At 70.0% G+C, this 24,210-nt stretch carries 28 protein-coding genes; 12 read left to right on the top strand and 16 right to left on the bottom strand.

The window, feature by feature from the left end; translation table 11 throughout:
- Nucleotides 1-97: 97 nt before the first annotated feature.
- The 9 genes from A3AG_RS0114660 to A3AG_RS0114700 form a co-directional block, all read right to left on the bottom strand.
- Nucleotides 98-1,135 carry a c-type cytochrome gene (locus A3AG_RS0114660; RefSeq protein ID WP_018006138.1) on the bottom strand — a complete coding sequence of 346 codons (1,038 nt, stop codon included), beginning with the start codon at nucleotides 1,133-1,135 and terminating at the stop codon, nucleotides 98-100.
- Entirely contained in the window at nucleotides 1,119-2,468 is a 1,350-nt protein-coding gene (gene soxC / locus A3AG_RS0114665) for a sulfite dehydrogenase (protein ID WP_018006139.1), read from the bottom strand. The genes A3AG_RS0114660 and soxC overlap by 17 nt, the downstream gene beginning before the upstream one ends.
- Nucleotides 2,469-2,585: 117 nt before the next feature.
- Nucleotides 2,586-3,005, bottom strand: a complete 420-nt coding sequence (locus A3AG_RS0114670; protein WP_018006140.1) for an ArsR/SmtB family transcription factor — start codon at nucleotides 3,003-3,005, stop codon at nucleotides 2,586-2,588.
- 49 nt (nucleotides 3,006-3,054) lie between these two features.
- Nucleotides 3,055-3,945 carry an O-acetylserine/cysteine exporter gene (locus A3AG_RS0114675; protein ID WP_018006141.1) on the bottom strand — a complete coding sequence of 297 codons (891 nt, stop codon included), beginning with the start codon at nucleotides 3,943-3,945 and terminating at the stop codon, nucleotides 3,055-3,057.
- A gap of 133 nt (nucleotides 3,946-4,078) precedes the next feature.
- Nucleotides 4,079-5,344, bottom strand: coding sequence for an NAD(P)/FAD-dependent oxidoreductase (locus A3AG_RS0114680; RefSeq protein ID WP_018006142.1), 1,266 nt, complete (start codon nucleotides 5,342-5,344; stop codon nucleotides 4,079-4,081).
- Between the two features lie 12 nt (nucleotides 5,345-5,356).
- Complete coding sequence (locus A3AG_RS0114685; protein WP_370866988.1) at nucleotides 5,357-5,665, bottom strand: c-type cytochrome; 309 nt, start codon at nucleotides 5,663-5,665, stop codon at nucleotides 5,357-5,359.
- A gap of 284 nt (nucleotides 5,666-5,949) precedes the next feature.
- On the bottom strand, nucleotides 5,950-6,828 hold the full coding sequence (locus A3AG_RS0114690) for a BON domain-containing protein (protein ID WP_018006144.1): 879 nt from the start codon (nucleotides 6,826-6,828) through the stop codon (nucleotides 5,950-5,952).
- Between the two features lie 54 nt (nucleotides 6,829-6,882).
- Nucleotides 6,883-7,470 carry a phosphoheptose isomerase gene (locus A3AG_RS0114695; protein WP_018006145.1) on the bottom strand — a complete coding sequence of 196 codons (588 nt, stop codon included), beginning with the start codon at nucleotides 7,468-7,470 and terminating at the stop codon, nucleotides 6,883-6,885.
- A gap of 85 nt (nucleotides 7,471-7,555) precedes the next feature.
- Entirely contained in the window at nucleotides 7,556-7,966 is a 411-nt protein-coding gene (locus A3AG_RS0114700; RefSeq protein ID WP_018006146.1) for a YraN family protein, read from the bottom strand.
- 18 nt (nucleotides 7,967-7,984) lie between these two features.
- Here A3AG_RS0114700 and rsmI point away from each other — a divergent pair, with 18 nt between their 5' ends.
- Nucleotides 7,985-8,890, top strand: a complete 906-nt coding sequence (gene rsmI, locus A3AG_RS0114705) for a 16S rRNA (cytidine(1402)-2'-O)-methyltransferase (protein WP_018006147.1) — start codon at nucleotides 7,985-7,987, stop codon at nucleotides 8,888-8,890.
- Between the two features lie 102 nt (nucleotides 8,891-8,992).
- Here rsmI and A3AG_RS0114710 read toward each other — a convergent pair whose 3' ends face one another.
- Complete coding sequence (locus A3AG_RS0114710; protein WP_018006148.1) at nucleotides 8,993-9,760, bottom strand: septal ring lytic transglycosylase RlpA family protein; 768 nt, start codon at nucleotides 9,758-9,760, stop codon at nucleotides 8,993-8,995.
- A 270-nt stretch (nucleotides 9,761-10,030) separates the two neighbouring features.
- Between A3AG_RS0114710 and A3AG_RS0114715 the strand changes: the two genes are divergently transcribed.
- The 3 genes from A3AG_RS0114715 (at nucleotide 10,031) to A3AG_RS0114725 (ending at nucleotide 11,776) form a co-directional block, all read left to right on the top strand.
- Nucleotides 10,031-10,681, top strand: a complete 651-nt coding sequence (locus tag A3AG_RS0114715) for an MBL fold metallo-hydrolase (protein ID WP_018006149.1) — start codon at nucleotides 10,031-10,033, stop codon at nucleotides 10,679-10,681.
- Between the two features lie 4 nt (nucleotides 10,682-10,685).
- Nucleotides 10,686-11,342 carry a hypothetical protein gene (locus A3AG_RS0114720; RefSeq protein ID WP_018006150.1) on the top strand — a complete coding sequence of 219 codons (657 nt, stop codon included), beginning with the start codon at nucleotides 10,686-10,688 and terminating at the stop codon, nucleotides 11,340-11,342.
- Nucleotides 11,343-11,548: 206 nt separating this feature from the next.
- Complete coding sequence (locus A3AG_RS0114725; RefSeq protein WP_026164197.1) at nucleotides 11,549-11,776, top strand: hypothetical protein; 228 nt, start codon at nucleotides 11,549-11,551, stop codon at nucleotides 11,774-11,776.
- 70 nt (nucleotides 11,777-11,846) lie between these two features.
- Here A3AG_RS0114725 and arsC read toward each other — a convergent pair whose 3' ends face one another.
- The gene (gene arsC / locus A3AG_RS0114730) at nucleotides 11,847-12,206 is read right to left on the bottom strand and encodes an arsenate reductase (glutaredoxin) (RefSeq protein ID WP_018006152.1); all 360 of its coding nucleotides are present in this window, start codon (nucleotides 12,204-12,206) and stop codon (nucleotides 11,847-11,849) included.
- 173 nt (nucleotides 12,207-12,379) lie between these two features.
- On the opposite strand from arsC, the gene A3AG_RS0114735 reads away from it, so the two are divergent.
- The 3 genes from A3AG_RS0114735 (at nucleotide 12,380) to A3AG_RS0114745 (ending at nucleotide 13,630) form a co-directional block, all read left to right on the top strand.
- On the top strand, nucleotides 12,380-12,961 hold the full coding sequence (locus tag A3AG_RS0114735) for a GNAT family N-acetyltransferase (protein ID WP_026164198.1): 582 nt from the start codon (nucleotides 12,380-12,382) through the stop codon (nucleotides 12,959-12,961).
- Nucleotides 12,962-13,058: 97 nt separating this feature from the next.
- Complete coding sequence (locus tag A3AG_RS0114740) at nucleotides 13,059-13,343, top strand: hypothetical protein (RefSeq protein WP_018006154.1); 285 nt, start codon at nucleotides 13,059-13,061, stop codon at nucleotides 13,341-13,343.
- The gene (locus tag A3AG_RS0114745; RefSeq protein WP_018006155.1) at nucleotides 13,340-13,630 is read left to right on the top strand and encodes a type II toxin-antitoxin system RelE/ParE family toxin; all 291 of its coding nucleotides are present in this window, start codon (nucleotides 13,340-13,342) and stop codon (nucleotides 13,628-13,630) included. The genes A3AG_RS0114740 and A3AG_RS0114745 overlap by 4 nt, the downstream gene beginning before the upstream one ends.
- Nucleotides 13,631-13,711: 81 nt before the next feature.
- Here the strand turns inward: A3AG_RS0114745 and A3AG_RS0114750 are convergent, their stop codons facing one another.
- Nucleotides 13,712-14,980, bottom strand: coding sequence for a M20/M25/M40 family metallo-hydrolase (locus A3AG_RS0114750; RefSeq protein WP_018006156.1), 1,269 nt, complete (start codon nucleotides 14,978-14,980; stop codon nucleotides 13,712-13,714).
- 55 nt (nucleotides 14,981-15,035) lie between these two features.
- The gene (locus A3AG_RS0114755; RefSeq protein WP_018006157.1) at nucleotides 15,036-16,292 is read right to left on the bottom strand and encodes an allantoate amidohydrolase; all 1,257 of its coding nucleotides are present in this window, start codon (nucleotides 16,290-16,292) and stop codon (nucleotides 15,036-15,038) included.
- 393 nt (nucleotides 16,293-16,685) lie between these two features.
- Between A3AG_RS0114755 and A3AG_RS0114760 the strand changes: the two genes are divergently transcribed.
- From A3AG_RS0114760 to A3AG_RS0114780, 5 genes are all read left to right on the top strand, one after another.
- Entirely contained in the window at nucleotides 16,686-18,083 is a 1,398-nt protein-coding gene (locus A3AG_RS0114760; RefSeq protein ID WP_018006158.1) for a C4-dicarboxylate transporter DctA, read from the top strand.
- Nucleotides 18,084-18,130: 47 nt separating this feature from the next.
- Nucleotides 18,131-18,823 (top strand): GntR family transcriptional regulator, encoded by a 693-nt coding sequence (locus tag A3AG_RS0114765; RefSeq protein WP_012354232.1) that lies wholly within the window; start codon nucleotides 18,131-18,133, stop codon nucleotides 18,821-18,823.
- A 582-nt stretch (nucleotides 18,824-19,405) separates the two neighbouring features.
- Nucleotides 19,406-20,209: an SDR family oxidoreductase gene (locus tag A3AG_RS0114770; RefSeq protein ID WP_018006159.1), complete on the top strand. Its 804-nt coding sequence runs from the start codon at nucleotides 19,406-19,408 to the stop codon at nucleotides 20,207-20,209.
- Between the two features lie 53 nt (nucleotides 20,210-20,262).
- Nucleotides 20,263-21,042: an enoyl-CoA hydratase-related protein gene (locus A3AG_RS0114775; protein ID WP_018006160.1), complete on the top strand. Its 780-nt coding sequence runs from the start codon at nucleotides 20,263-20,265 to the stop codon at nucleotides 21,040-21,042.
- 42 nt (nucleotides 21,043-21,084) lie between these two features.
- The gene (locus A3AG_RS0114780; protein ID WP_018006161.1) at nucleotides 21,085-21,918 is read left to right on the top strand and encodes a crotonase/enoyl-CoA hydratase family protein; all 834 of its coding nucleotides are present in this window, start codon (nucleotides 21,085-21,087) and stop codon (nucleotides 21,916-21,918) included.
- Between the two features lie 10 nt (nucleotides 21,919-21,928).
- Here the strand turns inward: A3AG_RS0114780 and A3AG_RS0114785 are convergent, their stop codons facing one another.
- The 3 genes from A3AG_RS0114785 to A3AG_RS0114795 all read right to left on the bottom strand — a co-directional run bounded on the left by A3AG_RS0114785 (nucleotide 21,929) and on the right by A3AG_RS0114795 (nucleotide 24,083).
- A complete protein-coding gene (locus tag A3AG_RS0114785; RefSeq protein ID WP_018006162.1) occupies nucleotides 21,929-22,309 on the bottom strand; it encodes a DUF2784 domain-containing protein in 381 nt (126 codons plus the stop codon).
- 17 nt (nucleotides 22,310-22,326) lie between these two features.
- Complete coding sequence (locus tag A3AG_RS0114790; protein ID WP_026164199.1) at nucleotides 22,327-23,247, bottom strand: LysR family transcriptional regulator; 921 nt, start codon at nucleotides 23,245-23,247, stop codon at nucleotides 22,327-22,329.
- A gap of 149 nt (nucleotides 23,248-23,396) precedes the next feature.
- A complete protein-coding gene (locus A3AG_RS0114795) occupies nucleotides 23,397-24,083 on the bottom strand; it encodes a hypothetical protein (protein ID WP_018006164.1) in 687 nt (228 codons plus the stop codon).
- Nucleotides 24,084-24,210 lie beyond the last annotated feature (127 nt).

Raw genomic sequence — 24,210 nt, forward strand, 5'->3', positions numbered from 1 at the left:
GTAAAGCCGTGGGGACGGCAAAGGCCGCGCGGCCGTGCTGCAATGGCCTGGCGGCACACACCGGCCGCCGCCTGGGGGCACTGCGGCGGCCAGTCCGCTATTTTGCCTCAAGAATCCAGCCCACCATGGCCTGCACGTCCGAATCCGGGATTTGCGGCTGCGGCGGCATCGGCACGGCGCCCCACGCGCCCTGCCCGCCCGCCTTGACCTTGCGCGCCAGTGCCGCATGCGCATCCTGGCCCCTGTACTTGCCGGCGATGTCGGCGAACGACGGCCCCACCAGCTTGCGGTCCATCGCGTGGCAGGCCACGCACTGGTACTGGCTGGCCAGGCGCGCGCCTGGCGGGGGCGCCGCAGCGGCCACGGCTGCGACGGCTGGCCCGCCTGCGCCGGCGGCGGCGATGCCGCGCACCGGGCCGAACGCACGTTGCTGCTGCGCCAGGTCGCCATGGGCGTCGCGCGCATAGTCCGGCATCGACGAGGCGATCGTGACCTGCTCCGCGCAGCGCGACATGCAGGCGGTGTTGCGCGTATCCGGCCGGCCGCGCCCCGGCCACAGGCCGTGCTCGGTGGTCATGCCGGCGCGGTTGGGCATGCGCCGCTGGACCTCGGCGATATTGGCGTCGGACAGCGCAAAGTCGGCCGGCACGATCTCGCCCAGGTGGAGCAGGTAGGCGGTGACCGCATAGACCTCGTTCACGCTCAGGCTCTTGGGCGCGTTCCACGGCATCGCCCGGTGGATGTAGTCCCACAGCGTGCTGACGGTGCTGACCTTCATCAGCGTGGTGCGGTACGGCTGGTTGCCGGTCATGCCGGCGACGCGTCCGCGCCGGATGTCGTCGGCGGTGGTGCCGCCGACCAGCGGCGCGAACACCTCGTTGGATTCGCCGAAGTCGCCGTGGCACGACGCGCACTTGCCATCCCAGACCTTCTGGCCCTGCGCGACCGTGCCGCTGCCCCGGGGCAGGCCCTTGAAGTCCGGGCGCACGTCGATGTCCCACGCGGCCACCTCCGCCGGCGTGGCGGTGCGGCCGAGTGCCGCCCGCGCGTCGCCCGTGCCGGCCAATGCCGGCGCGGCGCAGCCGGCCGCCAGCAGCAGCGCGGCGGCGATCCTGAGCTCAACCCACATGGACATTGGTCACCTCGCCGCCGGTCGCCACCTGCCAGCTCTGGATCGCGTTGTTGTGATAGATCGAACGCGTGCCGCGCACCGCGCGCAGCTGCCCCAGCTTCGGCTGCACGTAGCCGGTCTCGTCGATGGCGCGGCTTTGCAGGATCGCCGGGCCGCCGTCCCAGACCCAGTCCAGGTTGAAGCGCGTCAGGCACTTGGACAGCACCGGCGCCTCCAGCCGCGCGGTGCGCCAGTTGCGCCCGCCGTCGGTCGAGACATCGACCCGCTTGACGCGTCCGCGCCCCGACCACGCCAGGCCGCTGATGTTGTAGAAGCCCTTGCCCACCAGCTGCTGCCCGCCCGACGGCGTGGTGATGACCGACTTGCACTCCTGGATCGAGGTGTACTGGCGCAGCATGCCGTCGGGCATCATGTCCACGTAGTGGATGGTCTCGTCCTTGGCATTCCAGGGCCGGTCGCCCAGCTCCAGCCGGCGCAGCCACTTGACCCACGACACGCCCTGCACGCCCGGCACCACCAGCCGCAGCGGGTAGCCGTTCTCCGGGCGCAGCATCTCGCCGTTCATGCCCCAGGCGACGATGATCTCGTCGGCCAGCTCCATCGGGATGGTGCGCGTCATCGAGGAGCCGTCGCCGCCCTCGGCCAGCAGGTAGCGGCCGCGGCGCAGGTCGGCGCCGGCGTCATCCAGCAGTACCCGCAGCGGCACCCCGGTGAATTCGCAGCACGACAGCATGCCGTGGGTGTACTGCACCGTCGGCACCGCGACGTTGCCCCATTCCATGCCGGTATTGGCGCCGCATTCGATGAAGTGCATGCGCGACACCGCCGGCAGGCGCATCAGATCGTCCATGGTGTAGACCCGCGGCGTGCGCACCAGGCCGTTGAGCATCAGCCGGTGCCGCGCCGGGTCGATATCGTGCCAGCCCTGGTGGTGGCGCTCGAAGTGCAGGCCGTTGGGGGTGATGATGCCGAAAAAGCCCTGCAGCGGCGCAAACGCGACCGAGGCCGCCGAGACCCGGGTCAGGCCCGGCGATTCGCGCCGGATCAGGCTTTTCTCGTGGACCGAGGGCTGGCCGTAGGGCCGGGCGGCCACCGGCTGCCCCAGCGACGTGGCCCAGGGCTGCGGCTGCAGGATGGCGGGATCGCCGTCCGCGGCCAGCGCATGCCGGCCCGCCGCCGCCGTGGCGAGGCCCGCGGCGGCACCCAGGAAGCTCTTGCGCAGGAAGTCGCGCCGCGGCGCATCCAGGCCGTGCCGGCCGATGTCCTGCTGCAGCGATGCGCTGACGAAGTGCTCGGGCGCGGGCACGATGCGCCCGGGCCGGTTCCGTTCCTGCAATGCGGTCTCCTCCGGCGCGCTCGCCCTGGTCGGTCAGACCGGGTCGGCGTGCCTGTTGTACAGGGCGCGGCAACGGGTGCGGCGCCGCCGTTTGCTGCCGGAAGAGTGGTGGCTCGGCTAGCCCGCGGTGCGCCGCCGGCGCGCCGGGGCTTGCGGCGCGGGCTGTGCCATGAAGCGGTCGACCACGCCGGAGGGCAAGGCGTTGTCCTCCAGCCGGCTTGCCACCTGCACGCAGACCGTGCGGCACAGCTCGATCACGCTTTCGTCCGCAATGGCGTAGAACACGAGGTTCGCCTCCTTGCGGCGCGACAGCACGCCCGAGCGGTACATCGCGTTGAGATGCCGCGACACGTTGGTCTGCGACGAACCCACCGTCTCGACCACCGTGCTGACCGGCTTCTCGCCATCGCACAAGGCGTGCAGGATCTTCAGCCGCGTCGGCTCCGCCAGCAGGCTGAAGTAACCCGATACCTTTTCGAACACGCGATCCAGCTCTTCCATGCCGTCCAATATATTCGTATATGCGTGAATGCGCATATAGTGTTTACCCATTGATGCAGCACAACATGCTGTCGCGCGCGCCGGCTCAGCGGCGCGCCAGCGCCCTGCCCGCCCACAGGCGCTGGCCGAACACGTTGAGCAGCAGCCCCGCCATCACCACCGCCGCGCCGATCCACTGCGCAGCGCTCAGGTCCTCGCCCAGCAGCACGTGTGCCGACACCAGCCCCACCACCGGCACCAGCAGCGTCAGCGGCGCCACCTGGCTGGCCGGATAGCGCGTCAGCAGCCGGCCCCACATGGTGTAGCCGAACACCGTCGCCGCGAACGCCAGGTACACCACCGCGAACAGCGCCATGCCCGACACCTGGGTCACGCTCTGCACGATGCGCGCCGGACCCTCGAACCACAGCGACAGCAGCGCAAACGGCACGATCGGCACCAGCGCGCCCCAGATTACCAGCCCGAGCAGGTCCACGGGGCCGATCTTCTTGCTGACGATATTGCCGCTGGCCCAGCACAAGGCCGCGCACAGGGTCAGCACGAAGCCCGCAGCGCTCATGCCGCCCATGCCACCCGCCCCGGCGCCGATCAGCGCCAGCCCGCCGGCCGCCACCGCCATGCCGGCGAAGTTGTGCCAGCGCACCGGCTCGCCCAGCCACAGCGCCGCGATCGCCAGCGTGAAGAAGGCCTGCGACTGCAGCACCAGCGATGCCAGGCCGGCCGGCATGCCGACCGCCATGGCGTAGAACAGGAAGGCAAACTGGCCGAGGCTGATGGTGGCGCCGTAGGCCAGCAGCAGCCGCCACGGCACGCGCGGGCGCGGCACGAAAAAGATCGCCGGGAACGCCACCAGCAGGAAGCGCAGCGCACCCAGCAGCATCGGCGGCACACCGGCCAGCCCGACCTTGATCACGACGAAGTTGACGCCCCAGACGCAGACGATGGCGAGGGCGAGGAGACGGTCTCTGGCTTGCATGGGGAATGCCGGGCGCGGGCGCGCGAGTTCGATCGGGACGCCCAGCGTAGCAGCGCCGGCGCGCGCGGCATTGCACGTTCTTGCGGTTTTGTGCGGGCGGCGCGCCGCCCGCGCCGCCGCGGCTGTCGTGCCGTCAGCCCAGCATCTCCGCCCAGATCCCGCGCGCCCAGGCCAGCGCGTAATCGCCCTCCAGCACCGTCGGTGCCGGCGACAGCCCGCCCGAGCCAGGCACCGTGACCATGGTCTTCTGCGCCGCGTCGTAGCGATGCACGCTGGCCACATGCACCGCCTCGCGGTCGGAGGTGAAGCTGTAGCAGGTGTTGTTGTACAGCGGCTCCGGGTCCGGGGCGCGGCCCGACAGCAGCGCCACCAGCGCCGCCGCCGCAACCTTGCCGTGCTGGTTGGCCATATGGCCGGACTTGGGCATCAGCGGCGCGATCTGGATGGCGTCGCCGATCACATGGATATGGGCCGCGGCGCGCGACTCGAAGCTGACGAAGTCCACCTCGCACCACTTGCGGTTGGCAGTGGCGAGCCCCGCCGACACCGCGATCGCGCCGGCACGCTGCGGCGGCAGCACGTTGAGCACGTCGGCGCGCACATCGTCCTGCACCTCGAACTTGAGCGTGCGCGTGGCGGCGTCGACATCGGCCACCTCGTGCTGCGGCCGGTATTCCACCATGCCCGGGTACTGCGTGGCCCACACCTGGCGGAACAGCGCGGCCTTGGAGGTGATGTCGGCATTGGCGTCCAGGATCAGCACCTTGCCGCGCGGCTTGTGCTGCCGGAAATAGTGGGCCACCTGGCAGGCGCGCTCGTAGGGGCCCGGCGGGCAGCGGTACGGCGCCAGCGGCACGCTGATGGCATAGGTGCCGCCATCGGGCATCGCCTCCAGCTGCCGCCGCAGCGCGACGGTCTCGGCGCCGGCCTTCCAGGCATGCAGGATCTGCTCGCCGCCGGGCCGCTTCAGTCCGGGCAGCGCCTCGCGCATCATCTCGACCCCGGGCGACAGCAGCAGGCGGTCATAGGGCAGCACGCTGCCGCCCGCGAGGCGCACGGTCCGCCGGGCCGGGTCGATGGCGACCGCGGTGTCGCGCGCGAGCCGCACGCCGTGGCGGCGCACCAGTGCGTCGTACGGCAGCGTCAGGTCGCCGAGCTGGCGGCTGCCGCCCAGCACCAGGTTCGACAGCGGACACGAGACAAAGGCCGGGTTCGGTTCGACCAGCGTCACCTCGATCGCCTGGCCGCTCCATTCGCGCAGGTAGCGCGCCGCCGTGGCGCCGCCATAGCCGCCGCCGACCACCACCACCCGGGCGCGGGCCGCCGCGCGCGCCGGCCGGATCGCGGCCGTACCCAGGACTGCGGCGCCCGCGGCGCCGAGGAAGCTTCGTCTGTGCATGGCTCGCTCCTGTCAGCGCACGGCGGCAAACCACGCCGCGATCGCGGCGATCTGGTCGTCGCTGTAACCCCTGGCAATCTGGTGCATGACCGTAGCCGGGCGCGTGCCGGCCTTGAAGGCCTGCATCTGCGCGGCCAGTTCCGCCTGCGGGCGGCCGGCCAGCGACGGGATCGTGCTGCCCGCCGTGGCCCGACCGGCCGGGCCATGGCAGCTGGTGCAGGCGGCGGCATGGCTGCGCGCGCGCAGCGCGGCATCGGTGGCCTGGGCCGGGGCAGGCGCCGCGCCGGGTTCGGCCGGCAGCGCCGGCTGGGCCCACAGCATCGCTGCCAGCAGCGCCCATTGCGGCGCCCATTGAGGCGCCAGTCGTGGGGCCAGTCGTATGGCCCGTCGCGGCGGCACACGCCAGGCAGGCCGGGGGATCGTTGTTGTCATGGTCTCGCTCCGTCTGGGGGCCGGCGCAGCGTGATCGCAGTCAGCGCGGTCAGCCGGCGTGGCAACCGTAGCACATCGGCGGGCCCTGTGTGCGTTGCAGAGCGCAGAACGAAAAACGGCGTCCGCATAAGCGGACGCCGTCCTGCGGCCGGAGCCGGTGAGCGCTGCGCGCTTCAGGGCAGGTTGCGGCCGGGCGGCAGCGCCACCGGCGAAGTGACCGGGGCCGCGACCGGCGCGGTGGTGGCGCCTGCGCTGCCCGCGCTTTCCGCCGCGGCACCAGCCGGGGCGTCGACCGGACCGCCCACGCCCGGCACCGACTGCACCGGCGCCGGCGTGCCGACGCTGCCGTCGAACGACGGGTTCTGCGAGGTCGAGGCCGCATCCAGGCGCGCGCGCTCGGCGTCGTTGACGTAGTCGAAGGCCTTGACCACCTTGGTCACGCCCGAGGCATTGCGGGCCACGTCCGTGGCGCGGTCGCCCTCGGCGCTGGTGACCACGCCGAGCAGGTAGACCACGCTCTTTTCCGTGGTGACCTTGATCGAGTTGGACGGCACGCCCTCGGCGGTCATCAGCAGGGTCTTGACCTTGCTGGTGAGGTAGGCGTCCTGGCTCTGGGTCATGAAGCCTGGCGAGTTGACCACCTCCAGCTCATTGATCACCACGCGCGCGTTCTGCAGCCCGCGCACGTATTGCTCGATCTGCTGCTTGACGCTGTCATTCCTGGCCTCGCCGGTCAGCAGCACCTTGCGGTTGAACACGGTCACGTTGACGCGGGCCTGGCCGCTGTAGCGCGAGTTGATGGTGTTCTCGGCCTCGAGCTGCAGGCCGCGGTCGACGGTCTGGGTGGCGGCCGGGCGGCGGTCGGTGGCCATGGCCACGCCGGTGCCCATGGCGCCGGCGATCACCGGAAAGCAGCCGGCCAGCTGCGTGGCGCACACCAGCGCGGCCGCGACCAGGCCGGCGCGGCCCAGGCCGGAGGCGGCCAGGGGGCGGGAAGGATGGCGCGCGTCCGCGCCGTTCCGGGGAGCTTGCGTAGTGGGCAGATGGGTCATGCGGTCCTTGCTGTGTCGGGATGTTGGGAATGGAGGTTCGGCGGATGCCCGGCATCACGCTTCCCCGAGCAGTGCCTCGTCGATGCCGTTGCACAGGCAGTGCAGCGTCAGCAGGTGCACTTCCTGGATGCGCGCGGTGCGCTCGCTCGGCACGCACAGGTGGATGTCGAATTCATCGAGCAGGCCGGCGATGGCCCCGCCGCCCTTGCCGGTCAGCGCCACCACCGCCATCTCGCGCTGGCGCGCGGCGGCCACGGCGGCCATGACGTTGTCCGAATTGCCCGAGGTGGAAATCGCCAGCAGGATGTCGCCGGGCTGGCCGAGCGCCTCGACCTGCTTGGCGAACACCGTGCTGAAGTCGTAGTCGTTGCCGATCGCGGTCAGGATCGAGCCGTCGGTGCTCAGCGCGATCGCGGCCAGGCCTGGCCGTTCGCGCTCGAAGCGCCCGACCAGCCCCGCCGCGAAATGCTGCGCCTGCGCCGCGGAGCCGCCATTGCCGCAGGCCAGGATCTTGTTGCCGCTGGTCAGCGCGCCGACCATGCGTTCCACCGCGGCGTCGATATAGGGGGCCATCACCGCCGCAGCCTGTCGCTTGGCTTCGGCACTGTCTAGGAACTGTTGCTGAATACTGTCGATACTCATGGCTCTGGGGCCTGTTTGTTGCCATGGCGATCCGCGAATCGCCTCATGTCTGCCGCCGATGTCTGTCGCGGATGTCTGCCGTGCATTATGACCCAGCCCCGGCGGCATCCAGGTCAAAGGCGTGCTGCAGCCACTCCAGCCGGCCGGGTTCGAGCGCCACCACGTCGAAGCGGCACGGCGGCACCCGCGCCAGCGTGGCCAGGTAGTGCCCGGCGGCCAGCAGCACGCGCCGCTGCTTGGCCGGCGTGACGCTGGCCGCGGCGCCGCCGAAGCCGCGCCCGCTGCGCTGGCGCACCTCGACGAACACCAGCGTGCCGTCCGGCGCGCGCATCACCAGGTCGATCTCGCCGCCTTTGCAGCGATAATTGCGCACCACGGGCTCCAGGCCCTGGCGCCGCAAGTGGGCCAGGGCCCGGTCCTCGGCCTGCGCCCCGCGTGCCTGCCGGCTTGGCGCCTGCCTGCCCGGCGCGTGCGTGGTGGATTTGAATGATCGCATCAACGGAAGTTCTCAAGCATGAGTGACTGGATCTCCCTGGCGGCAAGCCAGTCGTACCCGGCCGGCACGCTCTATGTCGTCGCCACGCCCATCGGCAATGTCGCCGACCTGTCGCTGCGCGCGCTGCACGTGCTGGGGCTGGCCGACGCCGTGGCCTGCGAAGACACCCGCAATACCGGCCAGCTGCTGGCGCGCGTCGGCCTGCAGCGGCCGCTGCTGGCGGTGCACGAGCACAACGAGCGCGAGGCCGCCGGCCGCATCGCGGAACGCCTGGCGGCGGGCGAGCGCATCGCCTACGTCTCCGACGCCGGCACGCCGGGGATCTCCGACCCCGGCGCGCGGCTGGTCGAGGCGGTGCGCGCCGCCGGCCATCCGGTCGTGCCCCTGCCCGGTCCCAGTGCGGCGGTGGCGGCACTGTCGGTGGCGGGCGAGCTGCTCGATGCCGGCGCGGGCCGCTTTACCTTTGCCGGGTTCCTGCCTCCCAAGCCCAAGGCCCGCGCCCAGGCCATCGCCCGGCTGGCCGCGCTGGACCACGCCTGGGTCTGCTACGAGGCGCCGCACCGCATCGCCGACACGCTCGCCGCGCTGGCCGCGGGGCTGCCGGGCGAACGCCGGCTGCTGGTCGGGCGCGAACTGACCAAGCTGTTCGAGGACATCGCCGTGGTGCCGGTGGCGCAGGCACCGGCCTGGCTGGCGGCCGACCCCAACCGGTCCAAGGGCGAATTCGTGCTGGTGGTGGAAGGAGCCGGCGGCGCCGCCGCCGAGGGGCTGCCGGATGCCGAAGCGCAGCGCGTGCTGTCGCTGCTGCTGGCCGAACTGCCGGCGAAGCGCGCCGCCAAGCTGGCGGCCGCGATCACGGGTGCGGGCACCGACGCACTGTATCGGCTGGCGCTGGCGCAGCGCGCCGGCGACGCCGACGAATGATGGCGCGGCCCGCGCGCCAGCGCGGGCACCGGCACGGGCCTGCAGGTCAGAATGTAAGGAGGAAGTGTCAGCGCGCGGCGGCATGCGGCGGCGCTGGCGCGCTCAGCGGCGCTTGCGCTTGACGGTCTTGCCGCCGGCCTGGGCCGCCTTGCCAGACTTGGCGGGCGCCAGCGAACTGGCCAGTTCCGGCACGGCCACGTCGTCATCGCCGCTGCCGTCGCCGGCCTCGGTGCCGCCGGCATCGACCTGCGGGCCCAGCGCGGCGACTTCGGTGCGGGTCAGGCGGCGGATCTCGACGTTGGTGGCACCGCGCTCGACAAAGCCCAGCCGGCGCGCGGCGCCGTAGGACACATCGAGCACGCGGTTGCCGTGGTACGGGCCGCGGTCATTGATGCGCAGCACCGCAACCTTGTTGTTGCGCAGGTTGCGCACCAGCACCCAGGTGTCGAGCGGCAGCGACGGATGCGCCGCGGTCATGGCGCGCATGTCGAAGCGCTCGCCGTTCGCGGTCTTGCGGCCATGGAAGCCCTTGCCGTACCACGAGGCCACGCCGCGCTGCTCGAACGTGCCGATGTCGGCGCGCAGGCCTTCGAGCGAGTTGCCGCTGCGGCCTTCGTCGGGGTCATAGCCGAACAGGTTCCAGCTGCCGGTGTCGGCCGTGCGCGCGGAAGGCCTGGCGTCGACGCGTTCGGTCCGGGCGGGCTTGCTGTTTTTTGCCGCGCGCGTGGGCACGCCATCGCCGGCGTCGGTGCCGGCGGTATCGCTTTCGGGCGGCGTGGCACAAGCGGCCAGCACCACGGCGCATGCGGTGCATGCGCCGAGCTTGGCCAGCCGTTGCCAGCGCTTGGTGAGAGCGGAGATCCGTAACATGGGCGGCAGTCTAACATTGACTGTTTGGGACTATCTCTTTCAATTTGTTACGAAGTCTGTGCGATTTCGCACGATCGCGGCCTAATTTGCCGGAATCCCGCTTGTGGCAAGGGATTCCGCCCAATGCGGCGGGGCCGGACGCGGGTAGTCCATCCATCACACCGAAGGGCCCGGGCATGCCCGACGTCCCGGGCGCTACAATGCTGGGCACTGCCGTCGCTCGCCCGCCAGAGACGACCGGTCCGTACCGGCCGGCTACATCAGACCTCCATGAAAGCCCTGCTCATTCCCGTCACGCCCTTCCAGCAAAACTGTTCCTTGCTGATCGATGAAAGCACCGGCGCCGCCGCGGTCTGCGACCCCGGCGGCGACCTGGATCGCATCCGCGCGGCGGTAAAAGAGCAAGGCGTCACGCTGGAAAAGATTTTCCTGACGCACGGCCACGTCGACCATTGCGCCGGCGCCGCGGCGCTGTCGCGCGAACTCGGCATCCCGATCGAGGGGCCGCAGCAGGATGAGCGCTTCTGGATCGAGCAGCTGCCCGAACAGACGCGCCGCTTCGGCTTCGGCCATGCCGAGAGCTTCGAGCCCGACCGCTGGCTCGAGAACGGCGACACCGTGCAGTTCGGCAACGAAACCCTGGAGGTCTACCACTGTCCCGGCCATACCCCCGGCCACGTGGTGTTCTTCTCGCGTCCCAGCCGGCTGGCCGTGGTCGGCGACGTGCTGTTCGCCGGGTCGATCGGCCGCACCGACTTCCCGCGCGGCAACCACGCCGACCTGATCCGCTCGATCCGCACGCGGCTGTGGCCGCTGGGCGAGGACGTGACCTTTATCCCCGGCCACGGCCCGGTCTCGACCTTCGGCGAAGAGCGTCGCAACAATCCCTTCGTCGCCGATCACCGGATCGACGCGGGCTGAGGCCATGCCCAAGCAACAGGCGCCCGACACCCGTCCCGAGATCTACGTCAGCACCGACGTCGAGGCCGACGGCCCGATCCCCGGCCCGCATTCGATGCTGTCCTTCGCCTCGTTGGCGATGCTGGCCGACAAGACCGTGCTGGGCACCTTCTCGGCCAACCTCGAAACCCTGCCCGGCGCCGCCGGCCACCCGGTGCAGATGCAGTGGTGGCAAACCCAGCCCGAAGCCTGGAGCGCGTGCCGGCGCGACCTGCAGCGGCCCGAGGACGCCATGGTGCGCTATGTCGAATGGGTCGAGGCCCTGCCGGGCAAGCCGGTTTTCGTCGCCTTTCCCGCGGGCTTCGATTTCACCTGGATGTTCTGGTACATGATGCGCTTCGCCGGGCGCTCGCCGTTCGGCTGGGCCGCGCTCGACGTCAAGACGCTGGGCTTCGCACTGACCGGGCGGCCCTATCGCAAGACGGTCAAGGCGGCCTTCCCCGCGGCGTGGATGGATGCGCTGCCGCACACCCATGTGGCGCTCGACGATGCGATGGAACAAGGCGCGTTGTTCTGCAACATGCTGGCGACGCTGCGCGAGCGTGAAGCGGCGCTGGCAGCGATCACGCCAACAAAGGAATCCGGCGCAAGCGTGTCCTCACCTTCGCCAAACCAGGCCTGATCGCCTTTTGCGCCGCGTCAAGCGCGGCGGCATGTCCCTTGCAGACCGTCGCTCGCAACTGGCGCCAGCCCGGCTATAGTAGAAGCGGATATGGCGTTACCGGGCGAAACGAGCCATGACTAACCGGCGCAATTGCGCAGCCACGCCATATGCCGTTTGAGCCATCCTGCCCGGACCGCGCGGCGCCTGCCGAGGAGGTGTCGATCATGCGTTTCCCTACCGACCTGCACTTGAGAGACTTGGCCGGCCGGATCCATTGGCCGCATGCCACGCGGGACGCCACGCCCATTACCCATCGCCACACCTCGGACGAGGACGCCGAAGTCGCCAAGGCCACGCTCTACGTCAGCACCGTGACGCTGGTGGTGCTGCTGGTGGTGCTGGCGGCCATCGCTTTCGGTCAGGAGGCCATGCACTGGCTGGGTGTTCATTAGACGACCCTGCCTGAAGCAGACTGCCTCGCAGACCGGCCGGCCCCCACACACCGTGGGGGCCGGTTCTGTTTCAGGCCAGCAGCGGCGTCACGTTCTCGGGCGGGCGGCCGATTGCCGCGCGGCGGTTGCGCACCACCACCGGACGCTGCAGCAGGATCGGGTTGTCGGCCACGGCCGCCAGCAGCTCCGCATCGGTCAGGCCGGGGTCGGCCAGGCCCAGTTCGGCATAGGGGGCTTCGTTGTCGCGCAGCATCTGGCGCACCGGCACGCCCAGCAGGGTGTGCAACTGGCGCAGCGTCGACAGCGACGGCGGCTCCTTCAGGTACTCCACGATCTCCACCGGCTCTCCCAGCCGCTCGGCGGCGGCCTGGACCAGGGCGAGGGTCTCGCGCGACTTGGAGCAACGGGGGTTGTGGTAGATGGTGATCATGGCAGGTCCTTTCTTGTCATGGCCGCGCCCCGCGGCGGAGCATCGGCACTTATGCGGTGCAAATCCACCCGCACTATATACAAGACCGCGGCCGGCGCGCAGCATGATGTGGTGCATTGCCACCGGCACGCATCCTGCGTTGCACCGGTTTCTGCCCCAGGCGCCATTTCCCGATGACCTCCATTCCTGTTTCCACTGGGCCGCGCGGCCATGGCATGCGCCAACCGTTTACGCTGCGTGACGCCACCGGCGCCGACATTGCCGCCATCCAGGCCATCTACGCCCACCACGTGCAGCACGGCCGCGCCTCGTTCGAGGAAGTGCCGCCGAGCGTCGACGAGATGCAGCTGCGCCTTGCCGAAGTCCACCGCAAGGGCCTGCCCTACTTGGTCGCCGAGCGCGACGGCGAGGTGCTGGGCTACGCCTATGCCTCGGCCTACCGCGCGCGCAGCGCCTACCGCTTCGCCATCGAGGACTCGATCTACATCGACCACCGCCGCGTCGGCGAAGGCCTGGGGCAGGCGCTGCTGGCCGCGCTGATCGCCCGCTGCGAAACCGGCCCGTGGCGCCAGATGGTCGCCGTGATCGCTTGCACCGCCGCCGGCGAAGGCGCGGGCTCGCTGGCCGTGCATGAACGGCTGGGCTTCCGCACCGTGGGCCGGCTGGAAGCGGTGGGATTCAAGCACGGACAGTGGATCGACACCGTGCTGATGCAGCGGGTGCTGGGCGCGGGGGCGGCGACGCTGCCGGGGTAGGCGGAATCGTCTGCTGCAAGTTCAGACGGGTCTTATCGCCGTGCAGGTGTCCTGATATCGACAATGCCTATACTCTGTCATCACAAGGACACCGGACATGCTTGTGTCGGAAGAAACCAAACTCACATTCACGCTGGACGCCCGGCTGCATGAAGCGTTCATTGCCGAAGCTACGGCACTGGGACTGACGCCGTCGCAAGCGCTTCAGGGCCTGGTGCGCGAGTTCATCGACCACAGCGCCCGAAGGCGCGACTCCGAGGTTTTCCTGCGCAACAAGGTGGACGCTTCCCGCGCCTCGCTGCTCGAAGCGGGCGGCATCCCCGCGGAACAGATCGAAGCGGAATTTGCAGCCTGGCGCGCTGCGGCCCGGCGGCGGGCTTGAGGGCGGTCTGGACCGCACTGGCCCGGCGCGACCGCACACTGATCTTCGAGTTCATCGCCCAGGATGACGTCGAAGCCGCTGCCCGCCTCGATGAACGGTTTTTCCAGGCAGCGGAGCGCTTGTGCGCGTTTCCCGTGCCGGCGCCGGCCGGCACCGTGCAAGGCACGCGCGAACTGGTGGTTCATGAACACTATCGCCTGATTTACGAGATTGCAGGCGATACGGTGCTGGTCCTGGCGTTGGTGCACACGTCGCGCTGTTGGCCGCCGGCCGAAGGTCGGACGTGACCAGATCGGCGCCGAAAAAAAACGCCACGGATACCTCCGTGGCGTCTTTCCATCAAGGCCGGGCGCCTGCGGCGCGCGGCGTTACTGCATCAGGTCCGACAGCGCCAGCGCCACCACCTTGGTGGCACGGTTCAGGTCGTTCAGGCGCAGGTTCTCGTCCGAGTTGTGGCCGCGGGCTTCCATCAGCGTGCGCGGGCCGGCGCCGTACAGCACGGTGGGGATGCCGCGCTTGGTGTAGTGGCGGGCGTCGGTGTACAGCGGCACGCCCTGCACCGGGATCTCGACGCCGAACACGGACTCGGCGCGGCTCTTCAGCGCGCCGATCAGCTTTTCCACCCCCGGCAGTTCCGACAGCGGCTCGGCCAGGATGATGCGCTCGACCTTCACTTCGATGCCCGGGCGGTCCTTGGCGGCCTTCTCGACCACGGCGCGGATCTCGCCCTCGGCGTCGAAGCCGATCTCCTCGGGGATCATGCGGCGGTCGACGCGGAAGGTCACCAGGTCCGGCACCACGTTGGTGTTGATGCCGCCCTTGATCAGGCCGACGTTCAGCGTGGCGGTGTCGATGCCCGGCACCTTGGACTTGCGCGTGGCCAGTTCCGCGCGCAGGCCGTAGATCGCCTGCAGGATGTGGGTGGCGGCCTCGATCGCGTCGACGCCGGTGTGCGGCATGGCGGCGTGGCCCTGTTTGCCCTTGACCGTCACCTCGACGTGCAGGCAGCCGTTGTGCGACGAAGTGATGCCGTACGAGAAGCCGGCCGAGATGGCGTAGTCGGCCTTGCTCAGGTTGTTGTCCAGCAGAAACTTCGGGCCGATGTCGCCGCCGGTTTCCTCGTCATAGGTGAACTGCAGCTCGACCGCGCCGTTGATCTTCGCGCCCTGCTTTTCAGCTTCCATCAGCGCCAGCACCGCGTAGGTGTAGGTGGCGAAGTCCGACTTGGACACCGCCACGCCGCGGCCGTACATGACCGGGCCGTGCTCGCTGTCGGCGATCTCGCCGCCGTACGGGTCCTTGGTCCAGCCCAGGCCGGGGGGCACCACGTCGCCGTGGGCGTTCATGGCGATGACCGGGCCGCCCGTGCCGAACTGCTTGCGCACGATCAGGTTGGTGGCGCTGATCATGCCGGCGGCCTTGACCTGCGCGTCGGGCACCTTATGGGCCTCCACCGTGAAGCCCAGGCCCTCCAGCAGTTCCTTGGCGCGCTTGCCGTGCGCGTCGCAATCGCCGGCCGGGTTGTCCGACGGCACCTTGACCAGCTCGGCCAGGAAGGCTTCCTGCTGCGGACGGTGCTGGTCGATGAATTGCGTCAGCGTGGTGTCGATGGGGTTCATATTGTCTCGTGCGGTCATGACTTGTTCTCGTAACTTCTGAAGGAGGTTCGGGTGGGCTTCCGGGCGCGCTGGCTTACTGCGGCAGCCGGAAGTGCTCGACGAAATCGCTGAACACGCGCGCGGACAGTGCGGCATCCTCGGCGGTCATGGTTTCGGTGGGATGGTGGCTGATGCCGCCGTTGCCACAGCGCACGAACAGCATGGCGACATCGGCGATGGCGGCAATGGCCATGGCGTCGTGGCCGGCGCCCGACGGCAGGTGGCGCACCGGCACGCCCTGGCGGGCGATCGCGGCGGCCCATTGCGCTTGCAGCCACGGGGCGCAGGGGACGCTCTTCGCCTCGTGGGTCTTGCGGATCTGCGCGCGCACGTTGCGGCGCGCGCAGACGCGCTCGATCTCGGCCAGCACGTCGTTGACGGCGGCCTCGCGCTCGGCGTCCTCGCCGGCACGGATGTCGATGGAGAACACGGCGCGGCCCGGGACCACGTTGGTGGCGCCGTTGGGCACGTTGAACTGGCCCACGGTGCCGACCAGGCCCGGCTTGCCGCCGCAGCGCTTTTCGATATAGAGGCCGATTTCCGCGCCGGCCATGGCGGCGTCGCGGCGCATGTCCATCGGCACGGTGCCGGCATGGCCGGCCAGGCCTTCGAGCTCGACCAGGAAGCGGGTCGCGCCGGAAATCGCGGTCACCACGCCCACCGGCAGGCCTTCGTTCAGCAGCACCGGGCCCTGCTCGATATGCACTTCGATAAAGGCCGCCACCTTGCTGCGCTCATGCCTGGCGGCGGGCAGCGCGGCGGCGTCGAAGCCGGCCTCGCGCATCACCTCGCGCATGGTCTTGCCGCTGTCGTCGACGTTGTCGAGCACGTTGTTGTCGAAGGTGCCGGCGATGGCGCGGCTGCCCAGCAGCGTGGCCTTGAAGCGCACCCCCTCTTCCTCGGCGAAGCCCACCACCTCGAGCGCGAAGGGGAAACGCTTGCCCTGGCGGTTCCATTCCGCCACGCAGGCGATCGGCAGGATCACGCCCAGGTTGCCGTCGTAGCGGCCGGCGTCGCGCACGGTGTCGAAATGCGAGCCCGTGAGCAGCGCCGGCGCGTCGGGGGTGGTGCCCTCGTAGCGGCCGATCACGTTGCCGGCGGCATCGCGGCGCACCGTCATGCCGGCCTGCTGCATCCACTCGGTCAGCTGCGCGGCGGCGCCGTGGTGGGCATCGGTCAGGTAGGTGCGGGTGAGCATGCCGGGCTGCTCGGTGTGGACGGCCAGGGCGTCGGCCCAGGCCATGATGCGCGTGCCAGTCTCTGCGGCGGACGGGGACGGATTTGCTGCCATGCGTGTCTCCTGCTGGAAGTGCGTGAAAGCCGCGGCGGCGTGGCTGGCGGGGCTGCCAGTGCGGGCGGGACGCCCATGGCCGAAGCTCTATTCTGTGCGATTCATGGTAGCACAGTGAATTCAAAAATTGCATACAAAAATGATATGCACTATATTCGGTTCCACGTTCAGACAATCCGCCGCGGACAATCCCGTCCGGACAACGGATGACGTGGAGTCCGCCCCAACAGGGGGGCTGTCCGCGCGGTGGCGTACTCCCGACCCGGAGTCCCGCCCGGAACGTAAGGCCGGCAGCCCAACCCAGCCGTCAGAGCAGCACGGGGCCGCCGGTGATTCCTGGATCGAAATGGGCCAGCCAGCACATGCAAGGACCGGCCCGGCACGGAGACAACCATGCAGCACGCAGTTCCCTCGCAGCACCGCCCGGGCACCCCACGCCTGCACACCCGCTTTACCCGCTCGCTGTTTGGCCAGGTGCTGATCGCCCTGGTGATCGGCACGGCCCTCGGTCTTGCCTTTCCCGAATTCGCCGCCAAGCTCAAGCCGCTCGGCGACGCCTTTATCAAGCTGATCAAGATGCTGATCGGCCCGATCGTGTTCTGCGTGGTGGTGGCCGGCATCTGTGGCGCCGGAGAACTGAAGAAGGTTGGCCGGGTCGGCATCAAGGCAGTGGTGTATTTCGAGATCGTCACCACCATCGCGCTGGCGCTGGGCATCGTGCTGGCCTATGTGTTCCAGCCCGGCGTGGGCATGAACGTGGATCCGCGCTCGCTCGACGCGTCGGCCATCGCCGGCTTTATCGACAACGCCACCAAGGTCAAGGACCAGGGCACGGTCGACTTCCTGCTCAAGCTGATCCCGAATACCGTGTTCGGCGCCTTCGCCAACGGCGACGTGCTGCAGGTGCTGCTGGTATCGATCCTGTTCGGCTGCGCGCTGTCACTGGTGGGCGAGCCCGGCCGGCCGCTGGTCAAGCTGATCGACACGTTCTCGCACACGCTGTTCAAGATGATGGGCTTCATCATCAAGCTGGCGCCGCTGGGCGTGCTGGGCGCGGTGGCCTTCACCGTCGGCAAGTACGGCATCGGCTCGCTCAAGCAGCTGGGCTTCCTGGTGTTCCTGTTCTACGGTGCGGTCATCGTCTTCGTGCTGGTGGTGCTGGGCACCATCATGCGCGTGTGCGGCTTCTCGGTGATCAAGCTGATCCGCTACCTGCGCGCCGAGCTGCTGGTCGTGCTGGGCACGGCCTCGTCGGACAGCGTGCTGCCGCAGGTAATGAAGAAGCTGGAGTTCATGGGCATCAAGAAGTCGGTGGTGGGCCTGGTGATTCCGACCGGCTACTCGTTCAACCTGGACGCGTTCTCGATCTACCTGACGCTGGCGGCGGTGTTCATCGCGCAGGCGACCAACACGCCGCTGGCGATGGCGGACCTGCTCGGCATCCTGGCGGTGGCGCTGGTCACTTCCAAGGGCGCGCACGGCATCCCGGGCTCGGCCATCGTGATCCTGGCGGCAACGCTGTCGGCGCATCCGGCCATCCCGGCGATCGGCCTGGTGCTGGTGCTGTCGGTGGACTGGTTCATCGGCATCGCGCGCGCGCTGGGCAACCTGATCGGCAACTGCGTCGCCACGGTGGTGGTGGCGGCGTGGGAGAAGGACATCGACCGCGCCCGGGCCCATGGCGTGCTGAACGGCACCATCGAGGCGACCGACCTCGATGCCGGCCTGGCCGCGATGGCGCAGGACGCCGCCGCCCCGGCCATCGTGCCGGGCCCGGTCGCGGGGCGCTAGAATCACGCATCTCCCCAACTGCGCAGCCTCTGCGCAAGTGCGCTGCCATGCCCGAGCATATCGATCCTGACATGACCGCCGAAGCGATCGCCGACGACATCGTCGCGGCCATCGTTTCGCACCGCCTGCCGCCCGGCACCAAGCTGCGCGAGGAGGCCCTGGCCAGCGTCTACCGCGTCAGCCGCACCAAGGTGCGCGCGGCGCTGCTGATGCTGTCCAAGGACAAGGTCATCCAGATCGTGCCGGACAAAGGGGCGTTCGTGGCCAAGCCCAGCGCCGAGGAAGCGCGCGAGGTGTTCGCCGTGCGCCGCATCCTGGAAGCCGCGCTGGCGCGCGAATTCGTCGCCAAGGCCACCGCCGCCGACTACAAGCGCATCGACCGCCACCTGGCGGCCGAGCGCAAGTCGCTGGCGGGCAACGATGCCCAGGTGCGCACCCGGCTGCTGGGCGATTTCCATATCGTGCTGGCCGAGGTGGTCGGCAACGGCGTGCTGACCGAGATGATGCGCGAGCTGTCGGCGCGCAGCGCGGTCATCACCATGCTGTACCAGTCGCGCCGCGACGCGGCGTGCTCGTCGGACGAGCACCGCGAATTCATCGAGGCGGCGCGCGCCGGCGATGTCGAGCGCGCCGTCACGCTGATGGTGGACCATTTGGGCCACGTGGAAGGCGCGCTGCATTTCGAGGAAACCGCGCCGGTGGCGCGCGGCAAGGACCTGGTCGCCGCCCTGCTGGCCTAGGCGCCTGCGGGCACCCTTCCCGTCACTCTCTGGCCTGGTGCCGGCCGCTTGATGTGAGTCAAAGCACCCCTGGCCGCCCGCGCGCAAACTTCATCCCGCCATGAAGACGCGGGGGCGCACTTCATGAGCACTTGCCTGCCGGCACCTCATCGTCGGCAGGCTGCCCGCACGCTGCAACGGTGTGCGGGCTTTCTTTTTTCTGAGGACGGGGTTCCGCCGCGCCGAATGGCGGGCTGCCCCGCGGCCTCGAACCGTGGCGTCCCCCACCGGTTTTTCCCTTTTCCGCCAGCGGCTTGCGGCGCCCCGCGCGCGCTCCGGATTCCGGCGCGCTCGCGTCGAGCGCGCTTGCCGCGCGCTGGCGGCGGCGGCCCCGCGTGAAAAGCGAATCCTGCCTTCGGGTTAGGATGCCGCAGGCCCTGCCAGAGGCCCGCGCCGTCCCGCCACGCTGCGGTGGCAGCCGCACACGATAACGATCACAGGGAGACCGCCATGCGCCATCGCGCGATACCTGCCGTGCCGCCGCAGCGCCGGCGCTAGCCCTCGCCTGCATCCGCCCCTGCTTCCGACCGAAAAGGACTTCCCATGCCCAGTGCCTTCCGCCCCGACGCCTTTGCCGGCAAGACCGTATTCGTCGCCGGCGCCTCGTCCGGCATCAACCTTGGCATCGCGCACGGCTTTGCGCGCGCCGGCGCCCGGCTGGCGCTGATCAGCCGCACCGCCGAGCGCATCCAGGCCGCCGCCGACACCATCACCGCGGCCGGCGGCACCGCCATCGGCATGGCCGCCGACGTGCGCGACTACGCCGCGGTCGAGGCCGCCTTGGCGCGTACGCAGGATGAACTGGGCCCGGTCGACGTGGTCATCTCCGGCGCCGCCGGCAATTTCCTGGCGCCCGTGGTCGGCATGTCGGCCAATGCCTTCAAGACCGTGGTCGACATCGACCTGCTCGGCACCTTCAACGTGTTCCGCGCCAGCTTCGACCATCTCAACAAGCCGGGCGCGTCGCTGATCGCGATCACCGCGCCGCAGGCGGTCAACGCCATGATGTTCCAGGCCCATGCCTGCGCCGCCAAGGCCGGCATCAACATGCTGGTCAAGTGCCTGGCGATGGAATGGGGCCCGGCCGGCGTGCACGTCAATGGCATCTCGCCCGGGCCGATCGCAGACACCGAGGGCATGGCGCGGCTCGCCCCCACGCCCGAGATGGAGGCGCGCTACAAGGCACGCCTGGCGCTGCGCGACTACGGCAGCAAGGACGACATCGCCGACGCCGCGATGTACCTGAGCAGCGACAACGCCCGCTACATCACCGGCACCATCCTCGACTGCGACGGCGGCAGCAAGCTCGGCGACGCCTCGGCCGACGCGCTGAAGCAGCCGCGCTAGACGGCGGTACCGGATCCCGCACCCGCAACGACCCAGAAACCAGGAGAACCATCATGACGGCAACCGTCCTCTACCAGGCCAGCGAAGGCGTGGCCACGCTGACCCTGAACCGCCCGGACGTGCTCAATGCGCTGAACGCCGACATCCTGCGCGAACTGCGCGAGGCCGTGGACCGCGCCGCGGCCGACGCCGGGGTGCGCGCCGTGCTGCTGACCGGCGCCGGCCGCGGCTTCTGCGCCGGCGCCGACCTGGCCGCGCGCCAGGGCGGCGGCGTGTCGGATTCCGGCACGCTGCTGCGCGAGCGCTACCACCCCATCATCATGGCGCTGCGCGAGATGCCCAAGCCGGTCATCACCGCGGTCAACGGCGTCGCCGCCGGTGCCGGCATGAGCCTGGCACTGGCGGGCGACGTGGTGCTGGCGGCGCGCTCGGCCAGCTTCCTGCAGGCGTTCTCAAAGATCGGCCTGATCCCGGATGCCGGCAGCACCTACTTCCTGCCGCGCTACGCCGGCGAGATGCGCGCCCGCGCGCTGGCCATCCTGGCCGAGAAGATCGACGCCGAAGAAGCCCACCGCATCGGCCTGGTGTGGAAGACCCATGACGACGCCGCGCTGCAGGACGAGGCCGGCAAGCTGGCCCGCCACCTGGCGACCATGCCGACCATGGCCTACGCCATGATCAAGCAGGCCCTCAACCAGAGCTTCGGCAACGACCTGGCCGCGCAGCTTGAGGTGGAAGCCACGCTGCAGTCGCGCGCCAGCCGCAGCGAAGACTGCCAGGAAGGCGTGGCCGCCTTCGTCGAGAAGCGCAAGCCGCAGTTCAAGGGCCGCTGAACGCGGCGACTGCCACCCCTGCCACTTTCCAGGAGCCCGCGCATGAGCGCCAGCAACGAACGTATCCTCGTGACGATCGAAGGCGGCGTCGCCGACGTCCGCCTGAACCGGCCTGACAAGATGAACGCGCTCGACCAGGCCATGTTCGATGCCCTGATCGAGACCGGCGAACAGCTCGCGCGCCTGCCGGACCTGCGCGCGGTGGTGCTGTCGGGCGAAGGTCGCGCCTTCTGCGCGGGACTGGACATGGGTCGCATGGCCGGCATGTTGTCGGACGATGCGGGCGCGTCGCAGCCAGGCAGCATCGGCGCGGGCCGCCTCGGCCAGCGCACCCACGGCCTCTCCAATCGCCCGCAGTACGCCTGCATGGTATGGCGCGAGCTGCCAGTGCCGGTCTTCGCCGCGGTGCACGGCGTCGCCTTCGGCGGCGGGCTGCAGGTGGCGCTGGGCGCGGATGTGCGCTACGTCGCGCCGGATGCCAGGCTGTCCGTGATGGAACTGAAGTGGGGGCTGGTGCCCGACATGGCGGGCATGGTGCTGACGCGCGGGCTGGTGCGCCCGGATGTGCTGCGCGAGCTGGTCTACAGCGCACGCGTGCTGAGCGGCGCCGAAGCATGCGAGCTGGGGCTGGGCACCTATCTGGCCGACGACCCGCGCGCCGCGGCGCTGGCCGCCGCGCGCGAGGTCGCGCAGAAGAACCCGCACGCGATCCGCGCCGCCAAGCGGCTGATGGCGGTGGCCGAGCGCGGCGACCACGGCGCCATCCTGCAGGCCGAGTCCGATGAGCAGGACCGGCTGGTGGGCTCGCCCAACCAGCGCGAGGCGGTGCTCGCCAACCTGGAGAAGCGCGCGCCGCGCTTCACGCCGGCAGGCTGAAGCCGGTCGCTCAGTGCCTGGCATGGTGGTGGCGCCGCCGGCGCCACCACAGCGCATAGATCGCGACGTTCACCACCAGTACCACCAGGCCCAGCCACAGCTGCACCGCGGGCGTCAGCCCCGCCGGATAGATCAGCGGCAACAGGTAGCGCTCGACAAAGCCGCCGCTGTAGCCGGCCTGCCCGGCAGCCCGGCGCAGCGCGTTTTCCAACGGCGTCAGCGGACAGATCCAGCCGGCCCATTCGATCAGCACGCCCCACACCGCCGCGGGCAGGTGCACCCATGCGGCACGCGGCCAGCGCAATACCAGCAGGCCGCCCGCCACTACGAACACGATGAACAGCGCGTGCGCGATGACCACCAGGTCGGCCAGCCAGGCGGTGGCGGGCATGGCGTAGCGCGGCGGCCTCAGTTGCCGCCCGCGGTCTCCATCCAGTAACCAGGGCGCGCGAACTGCGCCTTCAGGTGCTCGATGAAGAAGCGGATCTTGGCCGGCACCGGCCGCTGCTGCGGGTACACGGCAAGGATGTCGTAGGCGGGCAGCGCGTATTCGTCCAGCACCGTGATCAGCTCGCCGCTCTCCAGCTGCGGCAGGATCTCCCAGGTGGAACGCCAGCCTAGGCCCAGGCCCTCGCCGGTCCAGCGGTGCAGCAGCTCGCCGTCGTTGCAGTCGAGGTTGCCGTTGACGCGCACGGTCACGGTCTTGCCGTTCTGGCTGAAGTACCAGCCGCGCTGCTGCCCGCCCTGCAGGTTGAACGCCAGGCAGTTGTGCTGGGCCAGGTCGTCCAGCGTCTGCGGCACGCCGTACTTGGCGAAGTACGCCGGCGTGCCGCACACCACGCGCTTGTTCGACGCCAGCTTGATCGCGACGAAATTCGGATCGATGGCGCCGCCGATGCGGATGCCGACGTCATAGCCTTCGCGCACCAGGTCGACCACGCGGTCGGTCAGGTTGAACGAGATCTGCACCTCGGGATTGCTGGCCAGGAACGCCGGCGCGTGCGGCGCCACGTGCTTGCGCCCGAATGCCGCCGGGGCCGACACGATCAGGTGGCCGGTGGCCTTGTGCTTGCCTTCGGCGATCAGCATCTCGGCGCGGTCGAGGTCGGCGAGCGCCTTCTTGCACTGCTCCATGAACACCGCGCCCTGCTCGGTCACGGCGATGCGGCGCGTGGACCGGTGCAGCAGCTTGACGCCGATGCGGGCCTCGAGGGCGTTGATGCGGCGGCCGATCATCACCGGCGTGACGTTCTGCGTCAGCGCCGCGGCGGCCATGCTGCCGTGCTCCACCACGGCGATAAAGGCTTCGATTTGCTTGAGTTTGTCCATCGGATATTGGTCTCCCGGGCGCCATTGTGCGGCATCGCCGGGGTTGTGGCATCCCTGCGCGGCTGATGGACCGGATCGAGGCCACCGCATAAGGGCCGCTGCCGCGGGCGGCCACGGGCACGCGGCGGCACCCCGGGGCGCGGCCAGGTTCAGCCCGCGCCAGCCGTGCGCTTGCCGAGCTGCGCGTTCAGCTCGGCCGCTTCGCCCAGCACATGGGCCAGGCGCCGCAGCGTCCGGCTGCATTGCAGATGCAGGTACAGGTAGCAGGCGGCGCCGGTCACCACCATCACGCCGTAAAGCCACAGCAGGGTGCCGCCCACGGCTTGCCGGGGCGGCAGCGCGGCCATCACCGCGGCGGCCGGCGCCAGCGCCAGCAGCACCGCCAGCGTGCGCGCCGCGCCCTCCCACAGGCGCAGCTGCAGCGCCACGCGCCGCTGGCGCGCCTGCAGTTGCTGCGGCGGGATGCGCGCCAGCCGGCGCAGCAGCGCGTTTTCGGCGGCGTTGTCGCGGTCCAGCTCGGCGGCCTGCCAGCGCAGCGGATGGCGCAGCCGCGCCAGCACCGTGCCGGCGCGGGCCAGCCCGGCGCCGACATAGCACGCGGCCGCCAGCCCCAGCAGGGCCTCGAAGCCGCGCAGCGACCACAGCGGCACGGGTTGCTTCAGCCCCAGACGCCAGACGGCCAGTCCGGCGCCGCACAGGATCGTCGCGACCAGCGCCGCGATAAAGCCGAGCCACAACGCGCGCCCGGGCCGGCTGTGCGGTGCCGGCGCAGCCTCGGGCGAGGCGGCGGCGAGCGCTTCCAGCAGTTCGTAGGTGGACGGCAGCCTGGAATACATGGTCGGCCAAGGAGGCAGGAAATGCCGCCATTTTGCCGCAGCGATGGCGTACCCAGTGCTGCGCGGCGTGTCCGTACCGTCACACCACATATCCAATGGCAGGCATCGGCGTACCCGCGCCGACCGC

This window comes from Cupriavidus neocaledonicus, from assembly GCF_000372525.1.
Taxonomy (GTDB): domain Bacteria; phylum Pseudomonadota; class Gammaproteobacteria; order Burkholderiales; family Burkholderiaceae; genus Cupriavidus; species Cupriavidus neocaledonicus.

Coding starts and splice junctions, on each gene's coding strand:
- A3AG_RS0114660 (WP_018006138.1), bottom strand. CDS start 1,135: ATGTCCATGTGGGTTGAGCTCAGGATCGCCGCCGCGCTGCTGCTGGCG.
- A3AG_RS0114670 (WP_018006140.1), bottom strand. CDS start 3,005: ATGCGCATTCACGCATATACGAATATATTGGACGGCATGGAAGAGCTG.
- A3AG_RS0114675 (WP_018006141.1), bottom strand. CDS start 3,945: ATGCAAGCCAGAGACCGTCTCCTCGCCCTCGCCATCGTCTGCGTCTGG.
- A3AG_RS0114680 (WP_018006142.1), bottom strand. CDS start 5,344: ATGCACAGACGAAGCTTCCTCGGCGCCGCGGGCGCCGCAGTCCTGGGT.
- A3AG_RS0114685 (WP_370866988.1), bottom strand. CDS start 5,665: ATGCTGTGGGCCCAGCCGGCGCTGCCGGCCGAACCCGGCGCGGCGCCT.
- A3AG_RS0114690 (WP_018006144.1), bottom strand. CDS start 6,828: ATGACCCATCTGCCCACTACGCAAGCTCCCCGGAACGGCGCGGACGCG.
- A3AG_RS0114695 (WP_018006145.1), bottom strand. CDS start 7,470: ATGAGTATCGACAGTATTCAGCAACAGTTCCTAGACAGTGCCGAAGCC.
- A3AG_RS0114700 (WP_018006146.1), bottom strand. CDS start 7,966: ATGCGATCATTCAAATCCACCACGCACGCGCCGGGCAGGCAGGCGCCA.
- rsmI (WP_018006147.1), top strand. CDS start 7,985: ATGAGTGACTGGATCTCCCTGGCGGCAAGCCAGTCGTACCCGGCCGGC.
- A3AG_RS0114710 (WP_018006148.1), bottom strand. CDS start 9,760: ATGTTACGGATCTCCGCTCTCACCAAGCGCTGGCAACGGCTGGCCAAG.
- A3AG_RS0114715 (WP_018006149.1), top strand. CDS start 10,031: ATGAAAGCCCTGCTCATTCCCGTCACGCCCTTCCAGCAAAACTGTTCC.
- A3AG_RS0114720 (WP_018006150.1), top strand. CDS start 10,686: ATGCCCAAGCAACAGGCGCCCGACACCCGTCCCGAGATCTACGTCAGC.
- A3AG_RS0114725 (WP_026164197.1), top strand. CDS start 11,549: ATGCGTTTCCCTACCGACCTGCACTTGAGAGACTTGGCCGGCCGGATC.
- arsC (WP_018006152.1), bottom strand. CDS start 12,206: ATGATCACCATCTACCACAACCCCCGTTGCTCCAAGTCGCGCGAGACC.
- A3AG_RS0114735 (WP_026164198.1), top strand. CDS start 12,380: ATGACCTCCATTCCTGTTTCCACTGGGCCGCGCGGCCATGGCATGCGC.
- A3AG_RS0114740 (WP_018006154.1), top strand. CDS start 13,059: ATGCTTGTGTCGGAAGAAACCAAACTCACATTCACGCTGGACGCCCGG.
- A3AG_RS0114750 (WP_018006156.1), bottom strand. CDS start 14,980: ATGACCGCACGAGACAATATGAACCCCATCGACACCACGCTGACGCAA.
- A3AG_RS0114755 (WP_018006157.1), bottom strand. CDS start 16,292: ATGGCAGCAAATCCGTCCCCGTCCGCCGCAGAGACTGGCACGCGCATC.
- A3AG_RS0114760 (WP_018006158.1), top strand. CDS start 16,686: ATGCAGCACGCAGTTCCCTCGCAGCACCGCCCGGGCACCCCACGCCTG.
- A3AG_RS0114765 (WP_012354232.1), top strand. CDS start 18,131: ATGCCCGAGCATATCGATCCTGACATGACCGCCGAAGCGATCGCCGAC.
- A3AG_RS0114770 (WP_018006159.1), top strand. CDS start 19,406: ATGCCCAGTGCCTTCCGCCCCGACGCCTTTGCCGGCAAGACCGTATTC.
- A3AG_RS0114775 (WP_018006160.1), top strand. CDS start 20,263: ATGACGGCAACCGTCCTCTACCAGGCCAGCGAAGGCGTGGCCACGCTG.
- A3AG_RS0114780 (WP_018006161.1), top strand. CDS start 21,085: ATGAGCGCCAGCAACGAACGTATCCTCGTGACGATCGAAGGCGGCGTC.
- A3AG_RS0114785 (WP_018006162.1), bottom strand. CDS start 22,309: ATGCCCGCCACCGCCTGGCTGGCCGACCTGGTGGTCATCGCGCACGCG.
- A3AG_RS0114790 (WP_026164199.1), bottom strand. CDS start 23,247: ATGGACAAACTCAAGCAAATCGAAGCCTTTATCGCCGTGGTGGAGCAC.
- A3AG_RS0114795 (WP_018006164.1), bottom strand. CDS start 24,083: ATGTATTCCAGGCTGCCGTCCACCTACGAACTGCTGGAAGCGCTCGCC.